Annotated in this window: 27 protein-coding genes and 1 pseudogene; 19 read left to right on the plus strand and 9 right to left on the minus strand. The window is 69.3% G+C overall.

What is annotated here, in order from left to right; genetic code table 11:
- Positions 1 to 20 precede the first annotated feature (20 nt).
- Genes E2493_RS14115 through rhmD form a run of 3 tightly spaced genes read right to left on the minus strand, consistent with a single transcriptional unit; the run spans position 21 to position 2,842 of the window.
- Complete coding sequence (locus E2493_RS14115) at positions 21 to 770, minus strand: SDR family NAD(P)-dependent oxidoreductase (protein WP_135087879.1); 750 nt, start codon at positions 768 to 770, stop codon at positions 21 to 23.
- Between the two features lies 1 nt (position 771).
- Positions 772 to 1,641 carry a fumarylacetoacetate hydrolase family protein gene (locus tag E2493_RS14120; protein ID WP_135087881.1) on the minus strand — a complete coding sequence of 290 codons (870 nt, stop codon included), beginning with the start codon at positions 1,639 to 1,641 and terminating at the stop codon, positions 772 to 774.
- Positions 1,642 to 1,657: 16 nt separating this feature from the next.
- Positions 1,658 to 2,842 (minus strand): L-rhamnonate dehydratase, encoded by a 1,185-nt coding sequence (rhmD, locus tag E2493_RS14125; RefSeq protein ID WP_135087883.1) that lies wholly within the window; start codon positions 2,840 to 2,842, stop codon positions 1,658 to 1,660.
- Positions 2,843 to 3,034: 192 nt separating this feature from the next.
- Here rhmD and E2493_RS14130 point away from each other — a divergent pair, with 192 nt between their 5' ends.
- Genes E2493_RS14130 through E2493_RS14145 form a run of 4 tightly spaced genes read left to right on the plus strand, consistent with a single transcriptional unit; the run spans position 3,035 to position 7,198 of the window.
- Complete coding sequence (locus E2493_RS14130) at positions 3,035 to 3,880, plus strand: IclR family transcriptional regulator (RefSeq protein WP_135087885.1); 846 nt, start codon at positions 3,035 to 3,037, stop codon at positions 3,878 to 3,880.
- A gap of 9 nt (positions 3,881 to 3,889) precedes the next feature.
- Positions 3,890 to 4,657, plus strand: coding sequence for an SDR family NAD(P)-dependent oxidoreductase (locus tag E2493_RS14135; RefSeq protein WP_135087887.1), 768 nt, complete (start codon positions 3,890 to 3,892; stop codon positions 4,655 to 4,657).
- Positions 4,658 to 4,700: 43 nt separating this feature from the next.
- Positions 4,701 to 5,816 (plus strand): PKD domain-containing protein, encoded by a 1,116-nt coding sequence (locus E2493_RS14140; RefSeq protein ID WP_135087889.1) that lies wholly within the window; start codon positions 4,701 to 4,703, stop codon positions 5,814 to 5,816.
- Entirely contained in the window at positions 5,813 to 7,198 is a 1,386-nt protein-coding gene (locus E2493_RS14145) for a glycoside hydrolase family 28 protein (protein WP_135087891.1), read from the plus strand. The genes E2493_RS14140 and E2493_RS14145 overlap by 4 nt, the downstream gene beginning before the upstream one ends.
- 19 nt (positions 7,199 to 7,217) lie before the next feature.
- Here E2493_RS14145 and E2493_RS14150 read toward each other — a convergent pair whose 3' ends face one another.
- Positions 7,218 to 10,211, minus strand: coding sequence for a TonB-dependent receptor (locus E2493_RS14150; RefSeq protein ID WP_167737538.1), 2,994 nt, complete (start codon positions 10,209 to 10,211; stop codon positions 7,218 to 7,220).
- A 282-nt stretch (positions 10,212 to 10,493) separates the two neighbouring features.
- Between E2493_RS14150 and E2493_RS14155 the strand changes: the two genes are divergently transcribed.
- The 4 genes from E2493_RS14155 to E2493_RS14170 are packed head-to-tail and all read left to right on the plus strand — an operon-like array spanning position 10,494 to position 14,673.
- On the plus strand, positions 10,494 to 11,852 hold the full coding sequence (locus E2493_RS14155; protein WP_135087895.1) for a glutamine synthetase family protein: 1,359 nt from the start codon (positions 10,494 to 10,496) through the stop codon (positions 11,850 to 11,852).
- A complete protein-coding gene (locus E2493_RS14160) occupies positions 11,852 to 13,225 on the plus strand; it encodes an aldehyde dehydrogenase family protein (RefSeq protein ID WP_135087897.1) in 1,374 nt (457 codons plus the stop codon). The genes E2493_RS14155 and E2493_RS14160 overlap by 1 nt, the downstream gene beginning before the upstream one ends.
- Positions 13,225 to 14,430 (plus strand): iron-containing alcohol dehydrogenase, encoded by a 1,206-nt coding sequence (locus tag E2493_RS14165; RefSeq protein WP_135087899.1) that lies wholly within the window; start codon positions 13,225 to 13,227, stop codon positions 14,428 to 14,430. Before E2493_RS14160 ends, E2493_RS14165 begins: the two co-directional genes overlap by 1 nt.
- Positions 14,431 to 14,487: 57 nt before the next feature.
- Positions 14,488 to 14,673: a hypothetical protein gene (locus E2493_RS14170; RefSeq protein WP_135087901.1), complete on the plus strand. Its 186-nt coding sequence runs from the start codon at positions 14,488 to 14,490 to the stop codon at positions 14,671 to 14,673.
- Here the strand turns inward: E2493_RS14170 and E2493_RS14175 are convergent.
- On the minus strand, positions 14,663 to 15,028 hold the full coding sequence (locus E2493_RS14175; RefSeq protein WP_135087903.1) for a hypothetical protein: 366 nt from the start codon (positions 15,026 to 15,028) through the stop codon (positions 14,663 to 14,665). The genes E2493_RS14170 and E2493_RS14175 overlap by 11 nt on opposite strands.
- Positions 15,029 to 15,157: 129 nt before the next feature.
- On the opposite strand from E2493_RS14175, the gene E2493_RS14180 reads away from it, so the two are divergent.
- Both E2493_RS14180 and E2493_RS14185 read left to right on the plus strand, forming a co-directional pair.
- Positions 15,158 to 15,775: a hypothetical protein gene (locus E2493_RS14180; protein WP_135087905.1), complete on the plus strand. Its 618-nt coding sequence runs from the start codon at positions 15,158 to 15,160 to the stop codon at positions 15,773 to 15,775.
- A gap of 30 nt (positions 15,776 to 15,805) precedes the next feature.
- Positions 15,806 to 16,843, plus strand: coding sequence for an SGNH/GDSL hydrolase family protein (locus E2493_RS14185; RefSeq protein WP_135087907.1), 1,038 nt, complete (start codon positions 15,806 to 15,808; stop codon positions 16,841 to 16,843).
- A gap of 152 nt (positions 16,844 to 16,995) precedes the next feature.
- Here the strand turns inward: E2493_RS14185 and E2493_RS14190 are convergent, their stop codons facing one another.
- Positions 16,996 to 17,283, minus strand: a complete 288-nt coding sequence (locus tag E2493_RS14190) for a hypothetical protein (protein ID WP_135087909.1) — start codon at positions 17,281 to 17,283, stop codon at positions 16,996 to 16,998.
- Positions 17,284 to 17,319: 36 nt separating this feature from the next.
- A complete protein-coding gene (locus E2493_RS22105; RefSeq protein ID WP_263854093.1) occupies positions 17,320 to 17,442 on the minus strand; it encodes a hypothetical protein in 123 nt (40 codons plus the stop codon).
- A gap of 177 nt (positions 17,443 to 17,619) precedes the next feature.
- Between E2493_RS22105 and E2493_RS14195 the strand changes: the two genes are divergently transcribed.
- Positions 17,620 to 18,384 (plus strand): helix-turn-helix domain-containing protein, encoded by a 765-nt coding sequence (locus E2493_RS14195; RefSeq protein WP_135087911.1) that lies wholly within the window; start codon positions 17,620 to 17,622, stop codon positions 18,382 to 18,384.
- A gap of 21 nt (positions 18,385 to 18,405) precedes the next feature.
- Here the strand turns inward: E2493_RS14195 and E2493_RS14200 are convergent, their stop codons facing one another.
- Entirely contained in the window at positions 18,406 to 18,585 is a 180-nt protein-coding gene (locus E2493_RS14200) for a hypothetical protein (RefSeq protein WP_135087913.1), read from the minus strand.
- Between the two features lie 124 nt (positions 18,586 to 18,709).
- Here E2493_RS14200 and E2493_RS14205 point away from each other — a divergent pair, with 124 nt between their 5' ends.
- The gene (locus tag E2493_RS14205; RefSeq protein WP_135087915.1) at positions 18,710 to 19,522 is read left to right on the plus strand and encodes a SirB1 family protein; all 813 of its coding nucleotides are present in this window, start codon (positions 18,710 to 18,712) and stop codon (positions 19,520 to 19,522) included.
- Between the two features lie 32 nt (positions 19,523 to 19,554).
- On the opposite strand, the gene E2493_RS14210 is transcribed toward E2493_RS14205, so the two are convergent.
- Positions 19,555 to 20,247: a winged helix-turn-helix transcriptional regulator gene (locus E2493_RS14210; protein ID WP_135087917.1), complete on the minus strand. Its 693-nt coding sequence runs from the start codon at positions 20,245 to 20,247 to the stop codon at positions 19,555 to 19,557.
- A 62-nt stretch (positions 20,248 to 20,309) separates the two neighbouring features.
- On the opposite strand from E2493_RS14210, the gene E2493_RS14215 reads away from it, so the two are divergent.
- The 7 genes and pseudogenes from E2493_RS14215 to E2493_RS14235 all read left to right on the plus strand — a co-directional run.
- Positions 20,310 to 20,747, plus strand: a complete 438-nt coding sequence (locus tag E2493_RS14215) for a VOC family protein (RefSeq protein WP_135087919.1) — start codon at positions 20,310 to 20,312, stop codon at positions 20,745 to 20,747.
- Between the two features lie 71 nt (positions 20,748 to 20,818).
- Positions 20,819 to 21,115, plus strand: a pseudogene (locus E2493_RS21885) (DUF1428 domain-containing protein); the annotation flags it as partial.
- A gap of 18 nt (positions 21,116 to 21,133) precedes the next feature.
- A complete protein-coding gene (locus E2493_RS21890; RefSeq protein WP_404828325.1) occupies positions 21,134 to 21,535 on the plus strand; it encodes a DUF1428 domain-containing protein in 402 nt (133 codons plus the stop codon).
- A 13-nt stretch (positions 21,536 to 21,548) separates the two neighbouring features.
- A complete protein-coding gene (locus tag E2493_RS22110; protein WP_263854094.1) occupies positions 21,549 to 21,674 on the plus strand; it encodes a VOC family protein in 126 nt (41 codons plus the stop codon).
- Between the two features lie 39 nt (positions 21,675 to 21,713).
- Entirely contained in the window at positions 21,714 to 22,328 is a 615-nt protein-coding gene (locus E2493_RS14225; protein ID WP_225421486.1) for a VOC family protein, read from the plus strand.
- A gap of 370 nt (positions 22,329 to 22,698) precedes the next feature.
- Positions 22,699 to 23,019: a UrcA family protein gene (locus E2493_RS14230; protein ID WP_135087923.1), complete on the plus strand. Its 321-nt coding sequence runs from the start codon at positions 22,699 to 22,701 to the stop codon at positions 23,017 to 23,019.
- 28 nt (positions 23,020 to 23,047) lie between these two features.
- On the plus strand, positions 23,048 to 23,567 hold a 520-nt coding region (locus E2493_RS14235), incomplete at its 3' end, for a YybH family protein (protein ID WP_404828324.1).

A 23,567-nucleotide genomic window follows, 5' to 3' on the forward strand; every position in this document is an offset into this window, starting at 1 on the left:
CTCTCCTCCCTCGCGGGCGCTCAATAGGTCGTCCGGCCGCCCGACGTGTCGAACACGCTCGCAGTGGTGAAGCTGCATTCCTCGCTGACCATGAAGCAGACCATCGCCGCCGATTCGTGGACCTCGCCGAGCCGGCCCATCGGGATCTTCGAGCGCATGTAATCGACCTGGCTCTGGGGGAGCTGCTCGAGGATCGGGCTCTCGAACGTCGCCGGGGTGAGCGAGTTGGCGATCACGCCCTTGCCGGCCAGCTCCTTGCCGAGCGACTTGGTGAACCCGATCACGCCGGCCTTCGACGCCGAATAGGCCGAGGCATTGGGATTGCCTTCCTTGCCGGCGACCGAGGCGACGTTGACGATCCGCCCGTAACCGTTCGCCAGCATGTAGGGCACGATCTCGCGGCAGCAGTAGAAGACGCCGTAGAGGTTGATCTCGACCACCCGCTGGAAGCTGTCGATCGGAAATTCGTGCACCGGTGCGGTGGCGCCGGTGATGCCGGCGCTAGCGACGAGGATGTCGATCCGGCCGAGCACGCGGTTCGATTCCTCGGCGGCCCGGGCCACCGCCGCGGCGTCCGAGACGTCGAGCGCGATCGCATGCTCGGCGCCGGTCACCTCGCGGGCGCCGGCGAGATTGTCGGCGCTGAGATCCCAGAGCACGACCCGCCCGCCCTCGGCGACGATGCGCCGCGCGGTCTCGAGGCCGAGGCCGGACGCACCGCCGGTGACGATCGCGGTTCGGCCGTCGAAGCGGCCCGAATATTTGGTCATGTCAGGCTGCCTCGTCATTGAGCTTGCGCCAGGCGACGACCTTCTGCCGTTGCTCGCCGAGCTTCGACACGCCGAGGCGCATCTCGTCCCCTTCCCGGAGGAAGATCTTCTCCGGCTTCTGGCCCTCGCCGACGCCCGGCGGGGTGCCGGTGATCAGCAGGTCGCCGGGATGCAGAGTGATGAAGCGGCTGACGTAGGCGATGCACTCGGCGACCGGGAAGATCATCGTCGCCGTGTTGCCGGTCTGCATCCTCTTGCCGTTGACGTCGAGGAACATGCCGAGCGCCTGGCAATCGCCGACCTCGTCGGGCGTGACCAGCCACGGGCCGGTCGGGCCGAACGTGTCGCAGCCCTTGCCCTTGTCCCATTGCGAGCCGAGCTCCTTCTGGAAGCAGCGCTCCGACACGTCGTTGACCAGCACGTAGCCGGCGACGTGATCGAGCGCTTCGGCCTGCTCGACGTAGCGGCAGGTCTTGCCGATGATCACGCCGAGCTCGACCTCCCAGTCGGTCTTCTCCGAGCCGCGCGGCAGCATCACCTCGTCGTTCGGGCCGGTCAGGCAGGAGATCGCCTTGGTGAAGAAGATCGGCTCGGGCGGAGGCTCGAGGCCGGCCTCGCGGGCATGGTCGGCATAATTGAGGCCGATCGCGATGAACTTGCCGATGCCGTTCACCGGCACGCCGTAGCGCGGCTCGCCCTCGACCCGCGGCAGCGAGGCGGGATCGATTGCCTTCAGCCGGGCGATGCCGGCGAGCGTGACCTCGGCCGGAGTGATGTCGGCGACGTGACCGGAAAGATCGCGAATGTGTCCGTCGGCATCGAGCAGGCCCGGCTTTTCCTGGCCCGGCGGGCCGTAGCGCAGCAGCTTCATCGGGAAAGCGCCTTTCTTAGTGGGTGTAGGGGCGGTGGAGGGCGATGTCGCGGTTGAGCTCGACTCCGAAACCGGGCCGGTCGAGCGCCGAGGCGCGCATCCGGCCGTTCTCGGGGATCGGCTCGCCGAGCAGCTGCGGGTGGAACATCGGCACCACCTCGTCGGCCTTCGGCGCCATCATCAGGAATTCCGCGAACGGGCTGTTATGCCGCGTGATCACGAAGTGATAGGAATAGACCGACGAGCCGTGCGGCACGACGAGCTTGCCGCGGGCGTCCGCCAACGCCGAGATCTTGATCAGCTCGGTGACGCCGCCGCACCAGCCGACGTCGGGCTGGATGATGTCGCAGCAATCCATCTCGAGCAGCATGCGGAAGCCCCAGCGCGTCGCCTCGTGCTCGCCAGTGGTGACCAGCATGCCGGTCGGCGCGTTGCGCTTGAGCTCGGCATAGCCCCAATAATCGTCGGGGCTCAAAGCCTCCTCGATCCACTTCAGGCCATGCTCGTGCGCTCGCTGGGCGAGGCGGGTCGCGTAGTTGACGTCGAGCGCCATCCAGCAATCGAGCATCAGCCAGAAATCGGGGCCGACCCGGCTGCGCATCTCGGCGAGCTCGGCGATGTTCCTATGCAGCCCCTCCTCGCCCTCCGCGGGACCGTGGTGGAGCGGCATCTTGCCGCCGATGAAGCCCATCTGCTGGGCAAGATCGGGCCGTGCGCCGGTGGCGTAGAATTGCAGCTCGTCGCGCACCGCGCCGCCGAGCATGTGGTAGACCGGCTCGCCGCGCAGCTTGCCGAGCAGGTCCCAGAGCGCGAGGTCGACGCCGGACAGGGCGTTCACCACCAGGCCCTTACGTCCATAATATTGGGTCGAGAAGTACATCTGGTCCCAGATCTTCTCATATTCGGTCGGGCTGCGGCCCTCGAGGAAGCGGGCAAGGTGCTTCTCGACGATGTAGCAGGCGGGCTCGCCGCCGGTGGTGACGGCGAAGCCGATCGTGCCGTCGGTGGCCTCGATCTCGACCACCAGGGTGCCGAGCACGTTGATCCCGAAGCTCTGCCGGCTCTGGCGATATTCGGGATAGCGGCTCATCGGGGTGGCGATGTGATCGTCGATCCAGTGCCCCTCGCCCTGATCGTGATAGTCGGCGCCCCCGCCGCGAACGACGAACGCCCGCACATGCGCGATCTTCGGCAAGTTCATGCTGGCGGCCTCTCCCTCAACAGCCTATGGAAATCCCACATGTTGGGAAGCTATCTGGAACGGTGAACGCGGAGCAGGAGGAACGCCGCACGCAAAGCACAGGTCCTTCCGCCTCCCGCCCGAACGATCGCTTCTCCGACCGGGGTAAATTCCGGCTTGGCTTTTCCACAATATGGGATAGAGTATTACGTGATGAGACAGGGGACGTCAATTCGCCGCGACGATGCGGAGCAGGAAAATTCGGCTAAGGCCAGTCGCGGGCCGTCCGGCAGCCAGACGCTGCTGCGCGGCCTCGATGTGCTCGAAGGCGTGGCGGAAGGGCCGGCCTCGCTCGGCGAGCTCGCCACCCGGCTCGGCCTGACCCGGAGCACCACCCATCGCCTTGCCAACGCGCTGATCGAGCGCCGCTATCTGACGCTCGTGCCCGGCCGCGGCTACCAGCTCGGGCCGAAGCTGCTCGAGCTCGGCTTCCAGGCGCAGCAGCAGGCCGACCTGGTGCAGATCGCGCGCCCGCGGCTCGAGGCTTTGGCCGAGCAGACCGAGGACACGGTGCATCTCGGCGTCCTCGACGGCGACCGCGCGCTCTATCTCGACAAGATCCCGGGCCGACGCCGCATCGTGATCAGCAGCCGGGTCGGCGACCGCCACCCCCTCACCTCCACCGGCCTCGGCAAGGCGCTGCTGCTCGACGAGGGCCAGCAACGCTGGAAGGCGCTGTTCGAAGGCGACCAGAAGACGTCGAGCGTCCATGCCGATTACGCGACCTGGCTGGAGCGGATGAGCGGTTATGTCGAGGCCGGCCGGGCCTACGATCTCGAGGAGAATGAGGATCAGATCCGCTGCGTCGCGGCGCCGATCCGCGATGCCAGCGGCAATATCCTCGGCGCGATCAGCGTGTCGAGCGCCGCCCAGTACATGGACGACGAACGGATGGAGTCGCTGACCCACGACGTCGTCGCGACCGCCAACACGATCAGCGGGGAGCTCGGCTGGAATCCGGACGCCGCGCCGGCCGGGCGGGGGCGCCGCCAGAAATAGGAGACTGAATTGACCAAGCTGCTCGAAGGCAAGACCGTTCTCGTCACCGGCGCCTCGGCCGGGATCGGCCGCGCCGCCGCGATCGGCGCGGCCCGCCACGGCGCCGACGTCGCGATCAACTTCTCGCGCGACGTCGCCGGGGCGGAGAGCGCGGTCGCCGAGATCGAGAAGCTCGGCCAGCGCGGCCTCGCGGTGAAGGGCGACGTCTCCGATCCCGAGACCGCGACGGACTTCGTCGCGCGTGCGGTCGAGGCGTTCGGCAAGGTCGACGTGTTCGTCAACAACGCCGGCATCTGCCCCTTCCACGCCTTCCTCGACATGCCGGTCGAGACGTTCGAGCGGACGATGCGGGTGAACCTCCACGGCGCCTATTTCATGGTCCAGGCGGCGGCCAACCAGATGGTGAAGCAGGGCCATGGCGGCGCGATCATCGCGGTGAGCTCGATCTCGGCGTTGGTCGGCGGCGAGTATCAGACCCATTATACGCCGACCAAGGCGGGCCTTCATTCGCTGATGCAATCGACCGCCATCGCGCTCGGCAGATACGGCATCCGCTGCAACTCGGTGCTGCCCGGCACGATCCTGACCGACATCAACAAGGACGATCTCGCCGACGACGAGAAGCGCAGGTACATGGAAGGTCGGGTGCCGCTCGGCCGGCTCGGCCAGCCCGACGACCTCGAGGGCCCGATCGTGTTCCTCGCCTCCGATCTCGCCAGATACGTCACCGGCGCCTCGCTGCTGGTCGACGGCGGCGCCTTCGTGAACCTCCAATAGGCCCGGCGCGACGCGGGAGTCGCCCTGACGGGGAGAGAGGCCGATGCGGACTGCCTGGCTTGGATTCGCCGCCGCGCTGATCCTCGCCACGGTCGCGACGGCGCAGCCGCGCCAGGAGAGCTACCGGATCTTCCAGTTCCCCGCCGACGCGATCCCGCGCATCGACGGCGATCCGGCCGACTGGGGCGCGGTCGGCGACGGATATGTCGTCGACACCACGCAGCTCGCCGCCGACGACGGATCGAGTCGCCGGCCGGATCCGGCCAGCCTTACGGTCCGGGTCCGCGTCGGCTGGGTGAAGGGCCTCAACCGCCTCTTCTTCCTCTACGAGGCCGAGGACGATCACTGGGACTTCGCCGGCCTCGACCTCGGCGGCGACATCTTCGAGCTGGTCGTCGACGGCGACCGCTCCGGCGGCCCGTTGATCGCCCGTTTCCATCCCGAGCTCGCGTCCCGCCCCGGCGCGACGCCCGGACCGCTCGCCATGTCGGACGAAGACGCCTGGTTCGGCTTCCAGAACATCCACGCCCAGAATTACCACATCTTCACGCCGCCGGGGGAGCGTGACTGGGCGATGGCCTGGGGTCCGCAGGCGGACTGGATCAAGCGCCTGCCGTTCGCCAACGCCGCTTACCGCTACGACTTCAGGCCCGGCGGGCGCGGGCGCCTCACCCTCGAATTCTGGATCACCCCGTTCGATCTCGCCTCGCCGGACGGGCCCGGGCGCTCGATCGAGACGAAGCTCGAGGAGGACAAGGTGATCGCGATGTCCTGGGCGGTGATCGACCGCGACGGGCCGGCGGCGCGCAGCGGCTTCTGGAACCTGTCCGACGCGCACACGATGTACGGCCAGGCCTCGCAGCTCCGCGCGTTCCGGCTGATGCCGCGCGATCCGCCGCCCCGCCTCGCGGCCGACTGGCGCTTCACCATGATCGACCGCGACCGCCGGATCGTCGCGTTCCGCGACGAGAGCCGGGGTAGCGTCACCGGCTGGCATTGGGATTTCGGCGACGGCGGGACCTCGACCGAGCAGCACCCGGTCCACCGTTATGCCCGGCCGGGCAAATATGTCGTCGTGCTCCGCGCCTCCGGGCCCGGCGGCAGCGCCCGCCTCGCCAAGGTCTGGGACGTCTCGTTCGTCGCGGATCCGCCGAAATGAGCGGCCTGGCGCGCCGCCGGCTGCTCGCCCTGCTCGCCGGCGCGGCCGCCGCGCTGCGCGCCCTGCCCGCCGCGGCCGCCGTGCGCATCTTCGACGTCGAGGATTACGGCGCGGCCGGCGACGGCAGGACCCCCGATACGCAATCCATCCAGCGCGCGATCGACGCGGCGGCTGCGGCGGGCGGCGGAGCACGCGTGCTGCTGCGGCGCGGACGAACCTATCTGACCGGCCCGCTCCGCCTCGCCGCCGGAATCGACTTTCGGGTCGATGGCGTGCTCCGGGTCAGCATTGATCCCGCCGATTACGCCCAGCCCTCCCTGCTCCATGCGAAGAGCGCGCCCGGCCTGACGATCAGCGGCAGCGGCACGATCGACGGCCGCTCGCCGGAGTTCATGGAGCGTTACGACGCCGCCGACGAATGGTGGATCCCCAAGGCGTTCCGCCCGCGCCTGATCGTGCTGGAGGACTGCGAGCGGCTGACCATCCGCGGCGTCACCATCGTCGACGCGCCGAGCTGGACCGTCCATCTCGTCGGCTGCCGCGGAGTGCTGGTCGACGGCATCACGATCCGCAACCAGCGCGACGTGCCCAATTGCGACGGCATCGATCCCGATCACTGCCAGGACGTCGTGATCCGCAACTGCCGGATCACCTGCGGCGACGACGCGACCGTGATCAAGACCACCGCCGCCTTCCCGCAATACGGCCCGTCGACCCGCATCCATGTCCACGATTGCGTGCTCGACACCCAGGATTCCGGACTCAAGATCGGCACCGAGACGACCCAGGACATCCACGACATCCGCTTCGAGCGCTGCCGGATCGTGTCCAGCTGCCGCGGCCTCACCATCCAGCTTCGCGATCCGGGCGACGTCCACGACATCCTGTTCCGCGACGTGGATTTCGTCTCCCGCTATCACTCGGCGCCCTGGTGGGGCCGCGGCGAGGCGATCTCGTTCACCGCCATCCCGCGCAACGCCGACACGAAGGTCGGCACGATCCGCGACGTCCGGGTCGAGCGGGTCCGTGGCCGCGCCGAGAACAGCGTCCGGATCGAGGGGCTCGGCGGCGGCCGCGTCCGCGACGTCACGCTCGAGCGGGTCGACCTGACGCTCGGCCGCACGACCGCCTATCCGGGCGCCGTTTTCGACAACCGACCGACCGCGGTCGTGCCGCCGATCGAGCCCCACCCCACCCCGGCGATCAGCATCCGCAACGCGGAGGCCGTCACCCTGCGCGACTGCGCCGTGCGCTGGTCCGGCGCCCTGCCCGAGAGCTTCACCCACGCCCTCCAGGCCGAGAACGCGCCGGGCCTCACCTTCTCGAACTTCCGCGGCGAGGCGGCCCATCCGGAGCGTTTCGCCGCGATCCGGATCTCTTAGGCTCCCACCGCTCTGCCCGTCAGAACTTGAAGCGGGCGCCGACGAAGAACTGGCGGCCGGTCTTGCTGAACACCTGCTGGTCGCGGATCGTCTTGCCGTCCCAGAAGTCGGTCGGCTGGTCGGTGAGGTTCAGCATGTCGATGTTGATGCCGATATTGTCGGTGAGATCGTAGGACAAAGCGGCATCGAGGTTGAAGGTCGAATAGGAGCCGGTGGCATCGGCGAGCCCGGCGCGCAGCGGCACCTGGCGCAGATACTCCTTGCGATAGGCGCCCGAGAGGCGCGCCGAGAAGCCGCCTTTCTCGTAATAGAGCGTCGCGTTGAACGAGTGGGGCGAGACGTTGATCAGCTGGTCCCGGAGCACCGGCCCGTTCGGGTTCGCCGTCAGGAAATAGCTGATCTTCGAGTTGATGTGGGTGTAGTTGAGCAGGGCGCCGAAGTTGCTGAGGAAGCCGGGCAGGAAGGTGAACGGCTGCTGATAGTTGACCTCGAGGCCGCGGATCCGGCCGCCTTCGGTGGTCTGGAAATTGGTGATGTTCAGCGGCGTGTTGGGGTCGGTGCCGGCCGGGAAGGCCGAGGCCGGGATGCCGCTGTTGCCGACGGTCGTCTGGGTCAGCAATTGCTGGGCGAAGGTCTTCAGGTCCTTCTGGAACACCGCGACCTGGAGGACGGCGCCGGGCATGAAATACCATTCGGCGCTGGCGTCGTAATTGTTCGAGCGGAACGGCTCGAGCTCGGGGTTGCCGACCGTCGAGGTGAACAGGTTGCCGGTCGTGCTGACGGCGCCGCCCGGCGTCAGATTGCTGAGCGCCGGCCGCGAGATCGCCTTGGCGGCGGCGAAGCGGAAGACGAGGTCCTCGCCGACCTCGACCGCAAGGTTCGCGGCCGGCAGGAAATCCTCGTACGAGCGCCGCGCCTCGACGATCGGCAAGGCAGCGGAGATGAAGCCGGTCGAGAATTGCTTGGTCCAGGCATAGCGGGCGCCGAGATTGCCGCGCAGGCGAATCGTCTCGTTCAGCGGCAGATCGAAATCGAGCTGCAGATAGGGGCTGGTGTCGGTCTCGCGGACGAAGCGGTTGTTGCCGAGCGCGGCGGCGGTGCCGATGCGGAAATCGCCGAGGGCGTTCTGGCAGTTGCAATTGTAATCGTAGACCGCCTCGAAGGCGTCGATGTCGGGCACGATGAAGCTGGTCGTCGAGCCCTCCGGCAGGTTCAGCCCGCGGCCGAAATTGGTGATCGGCTGGCTGAGCGAGGCCACCGACGAGCCGGCGGGGATCGGCGCGTTGATGATCGTCGAGGTCAGCCGCGACTGGCTCTGCGTCTCGAACGTGAAGCGTTTGTAGGCGAAGCCGACCTTGCCGGTGACATATTGATCGAATTCCCAGGCGAAATCGGCCTTGGCGTTGCGGAACTTGTTGTCGACCCGCTGGCGCTGGACGCGGATGTCCGAATAACCGTTGATGAAGTTCCAGTTCGCCGGATCGGAGGCGTCGAAGCCGAAGTTCAGGATCGGCCGGCGCTTGTCCTCGCGGGAATCGAAGACGAAGCCGTCGCTGTCGAGGCGATCGAACGAGATCAGGGTGAATTCCGGCACCTTGAACAGCGACCGGGATTCGCCGGCCAGCACGTTGAGCACGCCGCGATCGCCGAACTCCTGGCGCAAGGCGCCCGAGACCTGCCAGAAGTGGGTCACCGAGCGCTCGAACGCATTGGTCATGCGGAAATCGGTGTCGTCGAACACGCCGTAGCGGAGCAGCCCGGTCTCATCGACCTCTGCCTCGCGGATCTTCATGTTCGGCCGCCCGGTTGCCTGGCGCGCGGTCAGGCTGCCCGCCGCGGTGCCGTTGCCGCGGTTGAAGCTGATCGGATTGGTGGCGAGATCGTTCTTGCGCTGGTCGTAGCGCGAATAGGCGCCGTCGATGGTGAGCAGCGTCCTGTCGCTCGGCTGCCACTGGACTGCGGCGGTGAGGCCGAGCCTTTTCTGCCGGTTGACGAACCGGCCGTAGCCGGGGAGCCGCGGGACGAAGACGCCGGCGCGCGCGACCTCCGCATAGGCCGCCGGGGTCGAGCCAGGGACCGGCCCCGGCGCGGGCGTGCAGTTCGGCGTGAACGGCGCCGTCGTCACCAGAGTGTTGATCGGCGTGACCGCGGTGCCCGGCACGACCGGGCAGAAGCCCTGCTGCGATTCCCAGAAATCGGAAAGCGCGGTGTTCGAATAGGCTTCCTCCTCGACCGTACGCTCGGAATAGGCGCCGGAGACGAGCACGCCGATCGTATCGTTCGCGAACGTATCGCTGATCAGCGCAGCGACCCGCGGCTGCACGTGCTTGCCCATTTCGTAATAAGCGCCCTGCACCGAGGCGGCGCCGCGCAGGCCCTTCCTGTCGAACGGGCGCGCCGTCTGCAGGTCGACGGTCGCGCCGAGCGAGCCTTCGTCGATCTCGGCCGATTGCGACTTGCGCACCGTGATCGAGTTGAACAGCTCCGACGCGAACAGGCTGAAATCGAAGCCGCGGCCCCGGTTGATCGTCGAGCCCAGCGTCGAGCCGGTCGTCGCCGAGATCGCCTCGAGCCCGTTCAGGCGGACGCGCGAGAAATCCCCGCCGAGGCCGCGCACGGTGATGTTGCGGCCTTCGCCGGCGTCGCGCTCGATCGAGATGCCGGGCACGCGTTGCAGCGACTCGGCGAGGTTCGCATCGGGGAAGTCCGCGATGTCCTCGGCGTTGATGACGTCGACGATGTCGTTCGAGTTGCGCTTGGCGTTGATCGCGCTCTGCAGGGCGCCGCGGAAGCCGGTGACGACGATGTCTTCCTCCGGCTGGGCCGCCGTGCCGGCCGGCTGCGCCTCCGCCGCCTGATCCTGGGCGGTGGTCTCGTCGCCGGGCTCGACGGTGGCGCCGGGCTCCTGCTGGGCGAGCGCGGGTGTGGCACCGAGGGCCGCGAAGGCGGCGGCAAGGGCGAGGCTGGGAAGGGAAGCGCCGCTCAGCGAGCGCGGCCGTGCGCGAAAGTGCATGTCCATCTCCGTCTTCGGGAAACCGAACGCATCCGACGAGACTCGGAGGGGGAAACCCTCTCCCACGCCACTATCTTATAATGTGGGACACGATCTCATATCGTGAGGACAGCTGTCAACGCATGACGCTCCGGTGCGGCGCTGCGGCGCGCGAAAAGCGGGCGCCGTGGCCGGAGGGCAACAGACCCCCTCCAGCGCCGCTGACCCGGGCTAATGTCGGGGGCTCGCCCGCGTGCGGCGGATCGGTTAGGTCTGGCCGGCACTTTCTCGAGGCGGGCCAGCATGCAGGCGAATCCGGCGGAGATCATGAAGCTGCTGGCGGAGCGCGATCCGCCCTGCGCCAAGGTGGGCGTGTTCGACATCGACGGCATCTTCCGCGGCAAATACATGTCGGCGGACAAGCTCCGCTCCGTGCTAGAGAAGGGCTTCGGCTTCTGCGACGTGGTGCTGGGCTGGGACTCGAGCGACCAGCTCTACGACAATGCCGCCTACACCGGCTGGCACACCGCTTATCCCGACGCCTCGGTGCGCCTGATCCCCGAGACGCTCCGCGCCATTCCGTTCGAGGACGGGATGCCGCTCATCCTCGGCGAGTTCGCCGGCGAGGCGGAGACGATCTGCCCTCGCGGCCTGCTGCGCAGGATCCTCGGCCGAGCCGACGACATGGGGTTCGCGGTGAAAGCGGCGGCGGAGTTCGAGTTCTTCGTGTTCGAGGAGACGCCGAACTCGATCCGCGACAAGGGCTATCGCGGCCTGAAGCCGATCACGCCCGGCCATTTCGGCTATTCGATGCTGCGCTCCGGTGTGCACGCCGATTTCTACCGTGACCTGTGGAGCCTGTGCGAGGCGATGCGCATGCCGCTCGAGGGATTGCATACCGAGACGGGGCCGGGCGTGATCGAAGCGGCGATCGCGGTCGACGAGGCGCTCGAGGCCGCCGACCGAGCCGCCCTGTTCAAGACGATGACCAAGATCCTCTGCCAGCGCCGCGGCTGGATGGCGACGTTCATGGCGAAATGGTCGGTCGACTGGCCGGGCCAGTCGGGCCATCTCCACATGTCGCTGACCGACCGCGCGACCGGCGAGCCTGTGTTCTTCGACGAGAGCAATCCGCTCTCCATGTCCAACCGTATGCGCTGGTTCGTCGGCGGCCAGCAGCAATTGATGCCCGAGCTCCTGGCGATGCTGGCGCCGACGGTGAACGCCTTCACGCGGCTGATCCCGGGCTTCTGGGCGCCGACCTCGGCGAGCTGGGGGCATGAGAACCGGACCTGCGCGCTGCGCGTGATCGGCGGATCGGCGAAGGCGCAGCGCGTCGAGTGCCGGATCACCGCCGCCGACATCAATCCCTATGTCGCGCTCGCCGCCGCGATCGGCGCCGGCCTGTGGGGCATCGCGCATCGGATCGAGCCCGACGCGCCGATCGAAGGCAATGCCTATGCCCAGGAGGCGCCGCCCGAGCGCCGCCTCCCCGCCACCTTGTGGGAGGCGGCGCAGCGGCTGCGCGGATCGGAGGCCGCACGCGAATTGTTCGGCGCCGCTTTCGTCGATCATTATGCCGCCACCCGCGAATGGGAGGAACGGGAGGCGCGCAAGGCGGTCACCGACTGGCAGCTCGCCCGTTATTTCGAGATCATCTGATGGACGAGATCGTCTGCCTGTCGCCGGTCGACGGCCGCGAGGTGGCGCGGCGGCGGCTCGCCTCCCCGGCCGAGATCGAGCGTGCCCTGGAGGAGGCGCGGCGGGCGCAGCGCGAATGGGCGCAGGTGCCGCTCGACGCGCGCTGCCGCGTCCTCGGCCGCTTCGTCGAGGCGATGGAGGCGCTCAATCCTCTGATCGTCCCGGAGCTCGCCTGGCAGATGGGACGGCCGGTCCGCTACAGCGGCGAGTTCCGCTCGCTCGCCGAGCGGGTGAAGGAGATGCTCGCGCTCGTGCCCGAAGCGCTCGGCCCGGTGGGCGATCCGGAGGCGGGACGCTTCGTGACCCGGGTGCCTGCCGGGCTCGTCCTGGTTCTCGCGCCCTGGAACTACCCGTTTCTCACCGCCGCCAACACGATCGTGCCGGCGCTGCTCGCCGGCAATGCCGTGCTGCTCAAGCACGCCGCCCAGACTCCGCTCGCCGGCGAGCGCTTCGCCGAGGCGCTGGCGAGCGCAGGATTGCCCGAGGGCCTGTTCCACAACCTGTTCCTCAGCCATGACGACGTCGTCCGGCTGCTCGCCTCCGGCCGGATCGATCACGCCACCTTCACCGGCTCGGTCGCGGGCGGGCGGGCCGTCGAGCGGGCCGCCGCCCGCCGCTTCACCACGCTGACGCTTGAGCTCGGCGGCAAGGATGCGGCCTATGTGCGCGCGGACGCGGCGCTCGACACAGCGGTGGAGGGGCTGGTCGACGGCAGCTTCTACAACAGCGGCCAATCGTGCTGCGGTATCGAGCGCATCTATGTCGAGGAGAGCGTCTGGGATCCGTTCGTCGACGCGTTCGTCGCGGCGACCGAGCTTTACCGGCTTGGCGACCCGCTCGATCCGGAGACCAGCCTCGGCCCGATGGCCAGCCCGCGGCTCGCCGGCGAGGTTCGCGCCCAGACCGGCGAGGCGCTGGCGGCGGGCGCCGAGGCGCATGTCGCACGCCAGCTCTTCCCGGCCGACGCGCCCGGCACCGCCTGGCTGATGCCCCAGGTGCTGACCGGCGTCGATCACGGGATGCGGCTGATGCGCGAGGAGACGTTCGGCCCGGTGGTCGGGATCATGAAGGTGGAGGGCGACGAAGAGGCGCTGCGCCTGGTCAACGACTCCGCCTACGGCCTGACCGCGTCGATCTGGACGCAGGACCTCGACGCCGCGCGCCGGCTCGCCCCGCGGATCGAGGCCGGCACCGTCTTCGCCAACCGCTGCGACTATCTCGATCCGCGCCTCGCCTGGACCGGGGTGAAGGACAGCGGCCGCGGCGCCTCGCTCGGCCGCTACGGCTTCGACTCGGTCACCCGGCCGCGATCCTTCCATTTGAGGAGCGCCTGATGGTTCCGCACGCCAATTGGAACTACCCGACGGCGATCCGCTTCGGCGCCGGGCGAATCGCGGAGCTGGCGGACGCCTGCCGCGCCGCCGGAATGCAGCGACCGTTGCTCGTCACCGATCCCTCGCTCGCGGCAATGGAGATGGTGCAGGCGGCGATCGCCGCCAATCAGGCGGCGGGCATCGACACCGGCCTGTTCTCGGCGATCAGCGCCAATCCCACCGGCGCCGATGTCGAGGCCGGCCTCGCCGCCTATCGCGCCGGCGGCCATGACGGCGTGATCGCCTTCGGCGGCGGCAGCGCGCTCGACGTCGGCAAATTGGTCGCCTTCATGTCCGGCCAGAGCCGGCCCCTGTTCGATTTCGAGGACAAAGACGATTGGTGGTCGCGCGCCGATCCGGCCGGCATCGCCCCGGTGATCGCGGTGCCGACCACGGCGGGGACCGGCTCCGAGGTCGGCCGAGCCGGCGTGATCCTCGACGAGGCGGCCGGGGTGAAGAAGATCCTCTTCCACCCGAAGATGCTGCCCGCGATCGTCATCCTCGATCCGGAGCTGACCGTCGGCCTGCCGCCGCACGTCACCGCGGCGACCGGCATGGACGCCCTCTCCCACTGCATCGAGGCCTATTGCGCGCCCGGCTTTCACCCGCTCGCCGACGGCATCGCCGCGGAAGGCGTCCGTCTGGTCCATCTCTGGCTGCCCCGCGCGGTCGCCGACGGCTCCGATCTGGAGGCGCGCGCCCACATGCTCGCCGCCGCAGCGATGGGCGCGACCGCCTTTCAGAAGGGCCTCGGCGCGATGCACGCTCTCTCTCACCCGATCGGCGCGACGCTCGGCAGCCATCACGGCCTCACCAATGCGGTGCTGATGCCCTATGTCCTCGCCTTCAACCGGCCCGCGATCACCCGCCGGATCGAGGCGCTCGCCGCCTATCTCGGCCTCGCGCCGGCGACGTTCGACGGCTTCCTCGCCTGGATCCTGGCGCTGCGCGCGACCCTGCGCATCCCTCACAGCCTGGCCGAGCTCGGCGTCGACGAGGCGGCGATCGGCCGGCTCGCCGATCTGGCGGAGGCGGATCCGTCCGCCGGCGGCAATCCGCGCGCGTTCGGCGCGGCGGAAGCCCGCCTCGTCCTCGAGGCGGCGCTGCGCGGCGACGTCGCCGCGCTGGACGAGACCGCAACCGGGCGCGCGGCGCCGGCGGATTGACATCGCCCCGCCGGGCCGGACAGGCATGCACCCGCCGCGGCGGCCGCGCAGGGATGCATGATCAACAGCAACGCTTATTTCGCTTTCCTCTACTCCCTCGTCGCCTGCTGGGCGGCGGGAGTCGTCGCCCTGCTCGTGCTTGGCGTGCGCCGGCGCCGGATCCTGCTGGTCGTGCTCGGCATCGGCCTCGCCTGGGCCGGACCGGCGACGATGTTCTGGCTGGAGGCCCTGCTCAGCGGCTGAACGTCGCGACGAGGCGCGCCGCGGCGATCCGCACGATCAGCACCGCGGCGACGGCGGCGCAATCGGCCACCCAATCGAGGACGCTGCTGTCGCGGTGAAGCGCCGGGATCGCCTGGGCGAATTCGATCAACGCGCCGAAGGCGGCGAGCCCGAGCACGATCACCGCCAGCCTGGTTCTGGGATAGGCGGCCGAAGCCAGAGCGGCGAGCGTCGCGAAGGCGATGACGTGCTGGACCTTGTCGCCGGGATCGCCGGGCACGCGCGGCGGCTTGGGCAGCAGCGCCATGACCAGGGCGAAGAGCAGAGCCGTCCAGAAGGCGACGACGAGCAGGCGCTGGAGGTTTCCGCGGATCATCACGGCCGACGCTCAAGCGCATCCCCGCGCAGGACGCAAGTCGCTGAAAATAAGCAAGACGAGACCGGTTGCGGCGCCGCCGTCGGTTTTCTACCATCCGGAAAGGGTGATGTTTCGGGGGACGTGGTAATGATGAAATGGCTTCTGCTCGCGGTACCGCTGGGGATCTCCGGCAGTGCTGCCCTTGCCGCGCCCGCGGCGGCCACCACCAGCAACGATTTCCGGGTGACCTGCGAGAACAGCGTCGCCACCGGATCGAGCATGGTGAAGCGGAAGACGTGCCGCCTCGCCTCGGCGTGGAGCAAGTCGATCATGGACCTGCGCGACGACGAGGATTTCACCGGAGAGCAGCCCTTCCCGCTCGACCGCAAGCTGCGCGACGGCGAGGTGCTGCAGGTCGGTTCGGCCAATTGGGAGAAGATGCCCGACCTCAAGGTCAACATGAAATACGTCCCCTACACGCAGCTCGTCGCGATCGCCGAGGAGATCTTCCGCACAAAGCAGTGCACCCTGCCCGGACAGACGGCGAAGGCCTTCGATCTCACCGTCCCCTACGCTGCTTTGGTGGAGCCGAACGGCAAGACCCAGCGCGTGCTCGTCTCCGGAGTCGGCTGCACGCCGATCGAGACCCTGGTGGGAATGACGGTGCTGAGCCTTTCCGAGCGCGGCGACATCCGCTCGACCGGCGAGGCCAAGGCGCGCTGGTTCGACGGCACGCTCAACCTGACGCTGAAGGGCGGCCGCTAGGCGGCCCCGGCGCCAGGTCACGGATCACCGATGCGATCCATCCTGACGCTGCCGGCGCTGGCGCTGCTCGGCGCGGCCGCACCCCCCACCGATCCTGCGCCGCACGTCGGCGGACGCGTCATCGCCGACGACGGCGCCTGGGTGTTCGGCTGGCCCGGCACCTATTTCGAGAGCCGCTTCCGCGGCACCGCCATCGGGGTGCGGATCGAAGCGCCGGCGGAGCACATGCGGCTGCTCGTCGACGGCGAGGAGAAGATGGTGCTGAAGCGCGCCGGCCGCGGCGAAATCCTGCTCGGCGGGCTGGCGGACGGCGAGCACAGCGTCCGGCTCGAGAAGATGACCGAGAGCCAGAGCGGCGGCGGCCGCTTCCTCGGCTTCTTCGTTCCGCCGGGCGGCGCGCTGCTGCCGGCGTCCGCGCGCCCGCGGCAGATCGAGTTCATCGGCGACAGCTTCACCGTCGGCTATGGCAACACCTCCGCCAGCCGGACGTGCACCGATCGCGAGGTCCACGACACGACCGACACCCAGTCGGCCTTCGGGCCCTTGCTGGCGAAGCGTCTCGACGCCGATTACCGGATCAACGCTTATTCCGGCTTCGGCATGGTGCGGAACTACAACGGCACCAGCCGCGGTCTGAGCCTGCCGGCGATCTATCCGCGCCTGAAGCCGGACGAGGCCGGCCACGTCGAAGGCAGCGATCCGGCGTGGCGGCCGCAGGTGATCGTGATCAACCTCGGCACCAACGATTTCTCGACGGCCCTGAACCCGGGCGAGCCGTGGCGCGACGCGGAGGCGCTGAAGGCGGCTTATCGGGCGCGCTACGTCGGCTTCGTACGCGAGCTGCGCGCCCGCCAGCCGCAGGCCCGCTTCGTGCTGATGGGATCGGACCTGTTCTTCGCCGAGGTGGAGAGAGTCGCCGCCGCCTTCGGCAAGGCGGACGCGGGACGGATCGTCACCCTGCGCTTCGACGGGCTCGACTATGCCGGCTGTCACAGCCACCCGTCGCTCGCCGACGACCGCAAGCTCGCCGACCTCCTCGCCGGGACGATCGGTCCGCTCCGGCCGTAACTGCGGCTGGTCGCGGCCGGATCGCGCGGGGCGCGGCGAAGACATCGATTTCGGGAGAGGACATTCCGCGCGCGCGGCGGGCCACGAGCCCCCGCCGCGCGCGCGCCGGCTTCACCCCCGCGGTGCGTGCCGGCTGCGGAAATCGGGCCGCGTCACTGCGCGCGCGGCTTGATGGCGGCGCCGGCAGCGATGCCCTCGGCCTCGGCCTGGGCGACCGCCTGCTCGATGTCGCTCGCGCTGGGCGCCGGGCGGGTGACGAGCTCCGTCGGGCTCTGCAGCGACGGCGAGAGGATCAGCACGCCGGTCAGCGCGCCGACCGTGACCCAGAGCAGCCAGGCCTCGACCACGCGGTTGAGCTCGCCGCCGAGCCGCTTGCGAAGGGTCGCTGCGGTGCCGGGGAAGCTGGAGGCGCCGGTCTCGAGATCATGGTCGATTGTCATCGTCTCTGTCCTTGTTTCGGGGGAGCGTGGGGCGCCTCAGAGCATCGGCGCCTGGGCGCCGCCGCCGAGGACCTGGACCAGCGCCAGCACCAGTGCGACGAGGGTGATGCCAGCAGAACCGCCGCCTAGTCGAACCGCCTCCTTGTTCCATCTCGTCATCGGCCGAACCCCTTCTCCTGTGCTCCCCTCTATGCGGTGCGGCGGCGAAGGCGGCCACGGGACATCTGGGCAAATCGCGTCCATCTCTGATGGCGACAACGTCCGCATGCGATCTGCCATTGACGAGATGTGCGGATTTGTGCGGAAACGTACGGCGGGGGAATCACCGGGGGATCGATGCAGGACCATTTCGACCTCGCACAGAGCAATGCCGTCGCGGCGAAGGTGCGGGAGGAGCTCGCGCGCCGCAGGCGCTCACGCCAGTGGCTTGCCGACGAGGCCCGGATCAGCATCTCGACGCTGGAGAAGGCGCTGTCCGGCCGGCGCCCCCTCACCCTCGGCACCGTCGTGCGACTCGAGGAAGCGCTCGCCGTCCGCCTCCGCGAGGAAGCCGCGACCAAGGCCGGGCCGGTGGCGGAAAGCGGCCTCGCGCCGGAAGAGCTCGGCGCCTACGCCCGCCAGGGCGTGCGCTGGCTCGAGGGCCATTATCTGACCCTGCGGCCCTCGCTCGACGAGCCGGGCGCGATCTACGCTTATCGTACCCTGATCTCCTGGGACGCGGAGCGGAACCTGCTGCAGTTCGCCGAGGCGGCGCGGCTCGATGCGGACTTCACCCAGCACGGGCTTGTCTCGTTCCCGCATCTCTCCGGCCACATCTACCTCGTGACCAATACCGAGGGGCAGTACCGGCTGATCCTGCTCGGCCGCCCGACCATCCACGGCGAGATGAACGGCGTGCTGACCACGCTCGTCGTCGGCTCCGGCTCGCAGCTGATCCCCGCGGCGACGCCGATCACCCTGGTGCCGATCCGCGGCGACTATGAGCCCGAGCTCGGCCTCGTCCGGCCGGGCATGGAGTGCTTCGAGCAATATCGCCACCGGGTCGATTGCGTGATCGAGAAGCGCTTCGCCGTCTTCCCCGGCATGTCCGCCGGCCACTGACGCCTCAGCAGGCGGCGTGCCTCACCGCCGCCCGCGAAGCATCGTCCCTTCGCAAAGCTCGTCCACCTCCTTCAGCCGCGCCAGGTGCAGCAGGGAGAGCTGCGCATGGGCATCGGCAACGGCCTTGCACGCGGCGACCCGCGCCAGATCGTGCTCGGCGCGCGCCCTGTTCGCATGATACGATCGCTCGGTCTCGGACAACAATTCGGCCTCCTCTGCTGAGCCAAATCTACTCCGGCGCGCGAGCCCGCGCATTTACCCAGGTTGATCAACTTGCCGGGCCGAGCAGCGGAACCGCCGCGGGTCGCCGAACGTCCGTTCGCAGATGACCCAGGAGATCGCCCATCTCGGCCTCGTCGACGACGAGCTGATCGCGCCCGAGATCGCCGCCCTGGAGATCGCGGCGCTCGACCATCCGGACGTCGATCTCTCGCTTTATCTCGAGCAGCTCGCGCAAATGGCGGAGGCGCTGCAGAGGACCGGCGACGGCGCGGAGAGCCCTGCCGAGCGCGCCCTCGCATTGGCCGAGGTGATCGGCGCCGATTACGGCTTCGACGGCGACCGCAAGGCCTATGACGCCCGCGACAACGCCGATTTCATCCGGGTGCTCGACCGGCGCCTCGGCCTGCCGGTCAGCCTGTCGATCCTCTACGTCGGCCTCGCCCGGCGGATCGGCTGGAGCGCCGACGCGCTGAACACCCCCGGCCACGTGCTGATCCGCGTCGGCGACGACGAGGTGGCGGTGCTGGTCGATCCGTTCAACGGCGGCACCCTGGTCGGCGCCGACCGCCTCGCCACCCTCCTCTCGCAGGCGCTCGGCGCCGACGTCCAGCCCGGGCCGGAGCACCTCTCCCCGATGTCCAACCGGGCGATGCTGGTGCGGCTGCTGCTCAACGAGGCGAGCCGCGCCGAGGCGGCCGGCGACCACGAGCGCGCCTTGACCCTGCACGAACGGATGACGATCATCGCCCCGGGCAACAGCCAGGCCTGGTGGGAGCGCGCCCGGCTGGAGCTGCAGCTGGGCGATCTTGCCGCGGCCCGCGCGAGCCTCAGCGCGATGCTGGAGATGACCCGCGAGCCGCAGATGCGCGCCCATATCAGCGCCGCCCTCGACGCGCTCGCGAAACCGACCCGCTGAGCAGCCTCAGCCTGCCACCTTCGGCGGGAATCTCAGTCTGCCACCTTCGGCGGCCGGGGGAAGAAGGTGACGAACCGGGCGAACAGGCCGCGTTCGCCTTCGAGGACGAGCGCCTTGTCGGCCTCCAGCGCCTCGGCGGCGACGCCGCCGTAGACGGCCGCCGCCACCGCCGGCGGCGCGCCGCTGACCAGCAGATCGGCCTCGGCGACGTCTCCGCGCGCCACCTCGAGCGTGCCGCCGTGGATCCGCACCAGATAGTCCTCGCGCCCGAGCCGCAGCCCGACTCGCATCTTCACGCCGCGGATGCGCACCGGATCGACCATCGTGCGGAACGACAGGAGCAGCGACACGGCGCTGAGCGGCAGGCCGGGATCGTGGCTCGGCGAGCGCGCCGCCCAGCGCCCCAGCGCCTGGAAGATCGGCTCGGCCTCATAGCCCCAGGGGGTGAGCTCGTAGACCTGGACGGTGGCGGGCGGCGCCAGCCTGCGGCGGACGAGGACTCCGGCCTGCTCCAGCCCCTCGAGCCGCTGGGTGAGGACGTTGGCGCTGATCCCGGGCAGATCGGCGCGCAGGTCCCCGAAGCGCTTGGGGCCGAGCATCAGCTCGCGGATGACGAGCAGGGCCCAGCGCTCGCCGACCAGGTCGAGCGCATGGGCGGCGCCGCACGCATCCTCGTAGCGGCGGGAAGCCCTTGATTCCGTTTTGGTTATTTTTTCTAACTCCATGGTTGTTTTTAGTAACCAGAATCGACATGATCGTCAAACATCGATTCGCCAGGAGGACGCCCGTGTCGAAGCTGATCTTCATCAACCTGCCGGTCACCGATCTCGCCCGCTCCACCGCCTTTTACGAAGCGCTGGGCGCGACCCGGAACCCGCAGTTCAGCGACGAGACGGCGACCTGCATCGTCTTCTCCGACACCATCCACGCGATGCTCCTCACCCACGACAAATACCGCCAGTTCACCAGCAAGGAGATCGCCGACGCCCATGTCTCCAGCCAGGTGCTGATCTGCCTTTCCGAGGACAGCCGCGCCGAGGTGGACGCACGGATCGAGCGCGCCGCGGCCGCCGGCGGCAGAGCCGATCCCGGTCCCGTGCAGGATTATGGCTTCATGTACGGGCGCAGCTTCGAGGATCCGGACGGCCATCACTGGGAGGTGATGTGGATGGACCTCGCCGCCGCGCAGGAGGCGATGGCGCCCAGGGAGTCCGTTCCGGCCTGAGGGGTCGAACGATCCGAGAGGCCGCCGCGCGGGGCTGCGCCCGCCGGCGGGAGAGAGAGCAAGGAGAGACGATGACCTATGTGGAAGGCTTCGTCGCGGCCGTGCCGGCCGCGAACAAGGACGCTTATCGCGAGCACGCGCTCGGCGCCGAGCCTTTGTTCAAGGAGTTCGGCGCCCGCCGAATGGTCGAGGCCTGGGCCGAAGACGTCCCCGACGGCAAGGTCACCGACTTCAAGGGCGCGGTGCAGGCGCAGGACGGCGAGGAGGTCGTCTTCTCCTGGCTCGAATATCCGGACAAGGCGGCGCGCGACGCGGCGCACGAGAAGATGATGGCCGATCCGCGGATGGAGGCGCTCGGCGCCTCGATGCCGTTCGACGGCAAGAGGATGATCTTCGGCGGCTTCGAGTCCCTGCTCGACGAGGGGGCCTCGGACGGCAGCGCCTATGTCGACGGCTTCGTCGTGCCCGTCCCGCCCGGCAAGAAGGACGCCTATCGGGCGATGGCGGAGAAGGCCTGCCCGATCTTCCGCGAGCACGGCGCGCTGCGGGTGGTCGAGGGCTGGGGCGACGACGTGCCCGATGGCAAGGTCACCGACTTCCGCAAGGCGGTGAAGGCGGTGGACGGCGAGACCGTCGTCTTCTCCTGGATCGAATGGCCGTCGAAGCAGGCGCGCGACGAGGGCTGGAAGAAGCTGATGGCCGACGAGAGGATGAAGCCCGAGGGCGACATGCCGTTCGACGGGCAGCGCATGTTCTGGGGCGGCTTCGCCCCGATCGTCGATCGCTGAGGGAGCGGGCAGGATGGCGGAGACACCGACCTTCTTCTGGTACGAGCTGGTGACCAACGACACCGAGGGCGCCAGGGCCTTCTACCGCGACGTGGTCGGCTGGGAGAGCGAGGACCTCGGCGGGCCGCACGCCGGCTAGTCCCTGGTCAAGGCCGGCGACCGCGCCGTCGGCGGCGTGATGGCCTGCCCGGACGACTGCCGCGACGCTCCGCCCGGCTGGCTCGGCTACGTCTCGGTGCCCGACGCCGACGCTGCGGCGGCGCGGATCGAGGCGGCGGGCGGCAGGATCCTGCGCGCACCGGCGGACATACCCGATGTCGGGCGCTTCGCCGTCGTCGCCGATCCCGGCGGCGCCGCCTTCATGATCATGACGCCGCAGCCCCAGGGCGAGGTTCCGCCGCCCCTCCCCCGGATGCATCCGGGCAATGTCGGCTGGCACGAGCTCCATGCCGAGGACGGCGAGACCGCTTTCGCTTTCTACCGCGACCTGTTCGGCTGGCGCGAGGTCTCGACCATGGACATGGGCTGCTACGGCACATACCGGCTGTGGGGCCTCGGCGGCGGCAGCGACGGAGAGGCGATCGGCGGGATGATGACGCGGATGCCGCAGACCCCGCAGCCGGTGTGGAATTACTATTTCGTCGTCCAGGGCATCGACGCCGCCGCCGAACGGATCCGCGCCGCCGGCGGCCGGATCACCAACGGCCCGATGGCGGTGCCCGACGGCAGCTGGATCGTCTCGGGAATCGATCCGCAGGGCGCCCACTTCTCCCTGGTCTCGGAGACGAAATAGAACCGGCCGCTGCGCAAAGCACTCCGTTCGGGCTGAGCCTGTCGAAGCCCACCCCTTCCCTTACTCCGCCTAAGCGGAGGTGGCCTTCGACAAGCCCAGGCCGAACGGTGTTGATCGATGCTTCGCCTCTCTTAGCAGTCCGCCCCTGAGATGCCGCCGAGACGGCGGGGCCGGGCTCCGGCCTGCCCTTCGCGCCCGGTGCCCCCCACCCTTTCGTCGACCGCAGCGACGGGTTCGTCGCGGGGGTCTGCGCTTCGCAGCAGCGCCGCGAGGCTCGATCGCAGCAGGCGCGCCTCGCCGGGGCGCTTCACCTATCCCCGGATCACCGCCACGGGCCGAGCGCCCGCCGCGGCTGACCAGGAGACTTTCGATGAAAATTCTGCTCTCGTCCGTGCTGATCGTGCCGCTGCTCGCGGCCGCAGCGCCGGCCCCCGCCGTGGCGGCCGGCGAGAAGTCGGTCCGCATCCGCTATGACGATCTCGATCTCGCCGCCGACAAGGGCCGCGCCACCTTCGAGCGCCGCGTCCGCCTCGCCACCCGCAGGATCTGCGGCACGTTCGACCGCAGCGATCTCGGCGAGCTCGCCTCGATCGCCGAATGCCACCGCGAGGTCGCCGGCAGCGTCGCCGAGAAGATGGCGCCCGTGCTCGCCGCCCGCCAGCGCAACGCGCCGGTCCGCGGCACCCGCTGACCCCTCGGCGAGACCGGAGGATCCCGCCATGCGATCGAGCCTGCTTCTCTTCCCGCTCCTCGCGCCGGCTGCGGCGGTGGCCGCGCCGGACAGCAAGGAGATCGTCGAGATCGAGCGCGCCTTCGCCGCTTTGGCCGCGCAGAAGGGCATCAGCACCGCCTTCCGGACCTACGCGGCCGAGGACGGCGTGCTGTTCACTCCCGATCCGCGCCCGGCGCAGGCCTTCCTCGCCGAGGCCGGGGAGTCGCCGGGGAGCCTGAGATGGTGGCCGGCTTTTGCCGGCATCGCCCAGTCGGGCGATCTCGCCTTCACCACCGGCCCGTTCGTCCAGGAGCAGGCGGGCCGGACCGGCCACGGCTGGTTCTTCACGATCTGGCGGCGGCAGAAGGACGGCAGCTGGAAGTGGATGCTCGATCACGGCACGCCGACCGGCGAGGCCTCGACGATCACCGCCGACGCGCCGCACGCGACGCTCGCCCCGGGCCAGGCCGGCGGCACGCGCGCGGCCGGGGAGCTGGCGGCGATCGAGGCGCGGCTCGACCGCGGCC

The organism is Sphingomonas parva (ex Maeng et al. 2020), from assembly GCF_004564275.1.
GTDB lineage: Bacteria > Pseudomonadota > Alphaproteobacteria > Sphingomonadales > Sphingomonadaceae > Allosphingosinicella > Allosphingosinicella parva.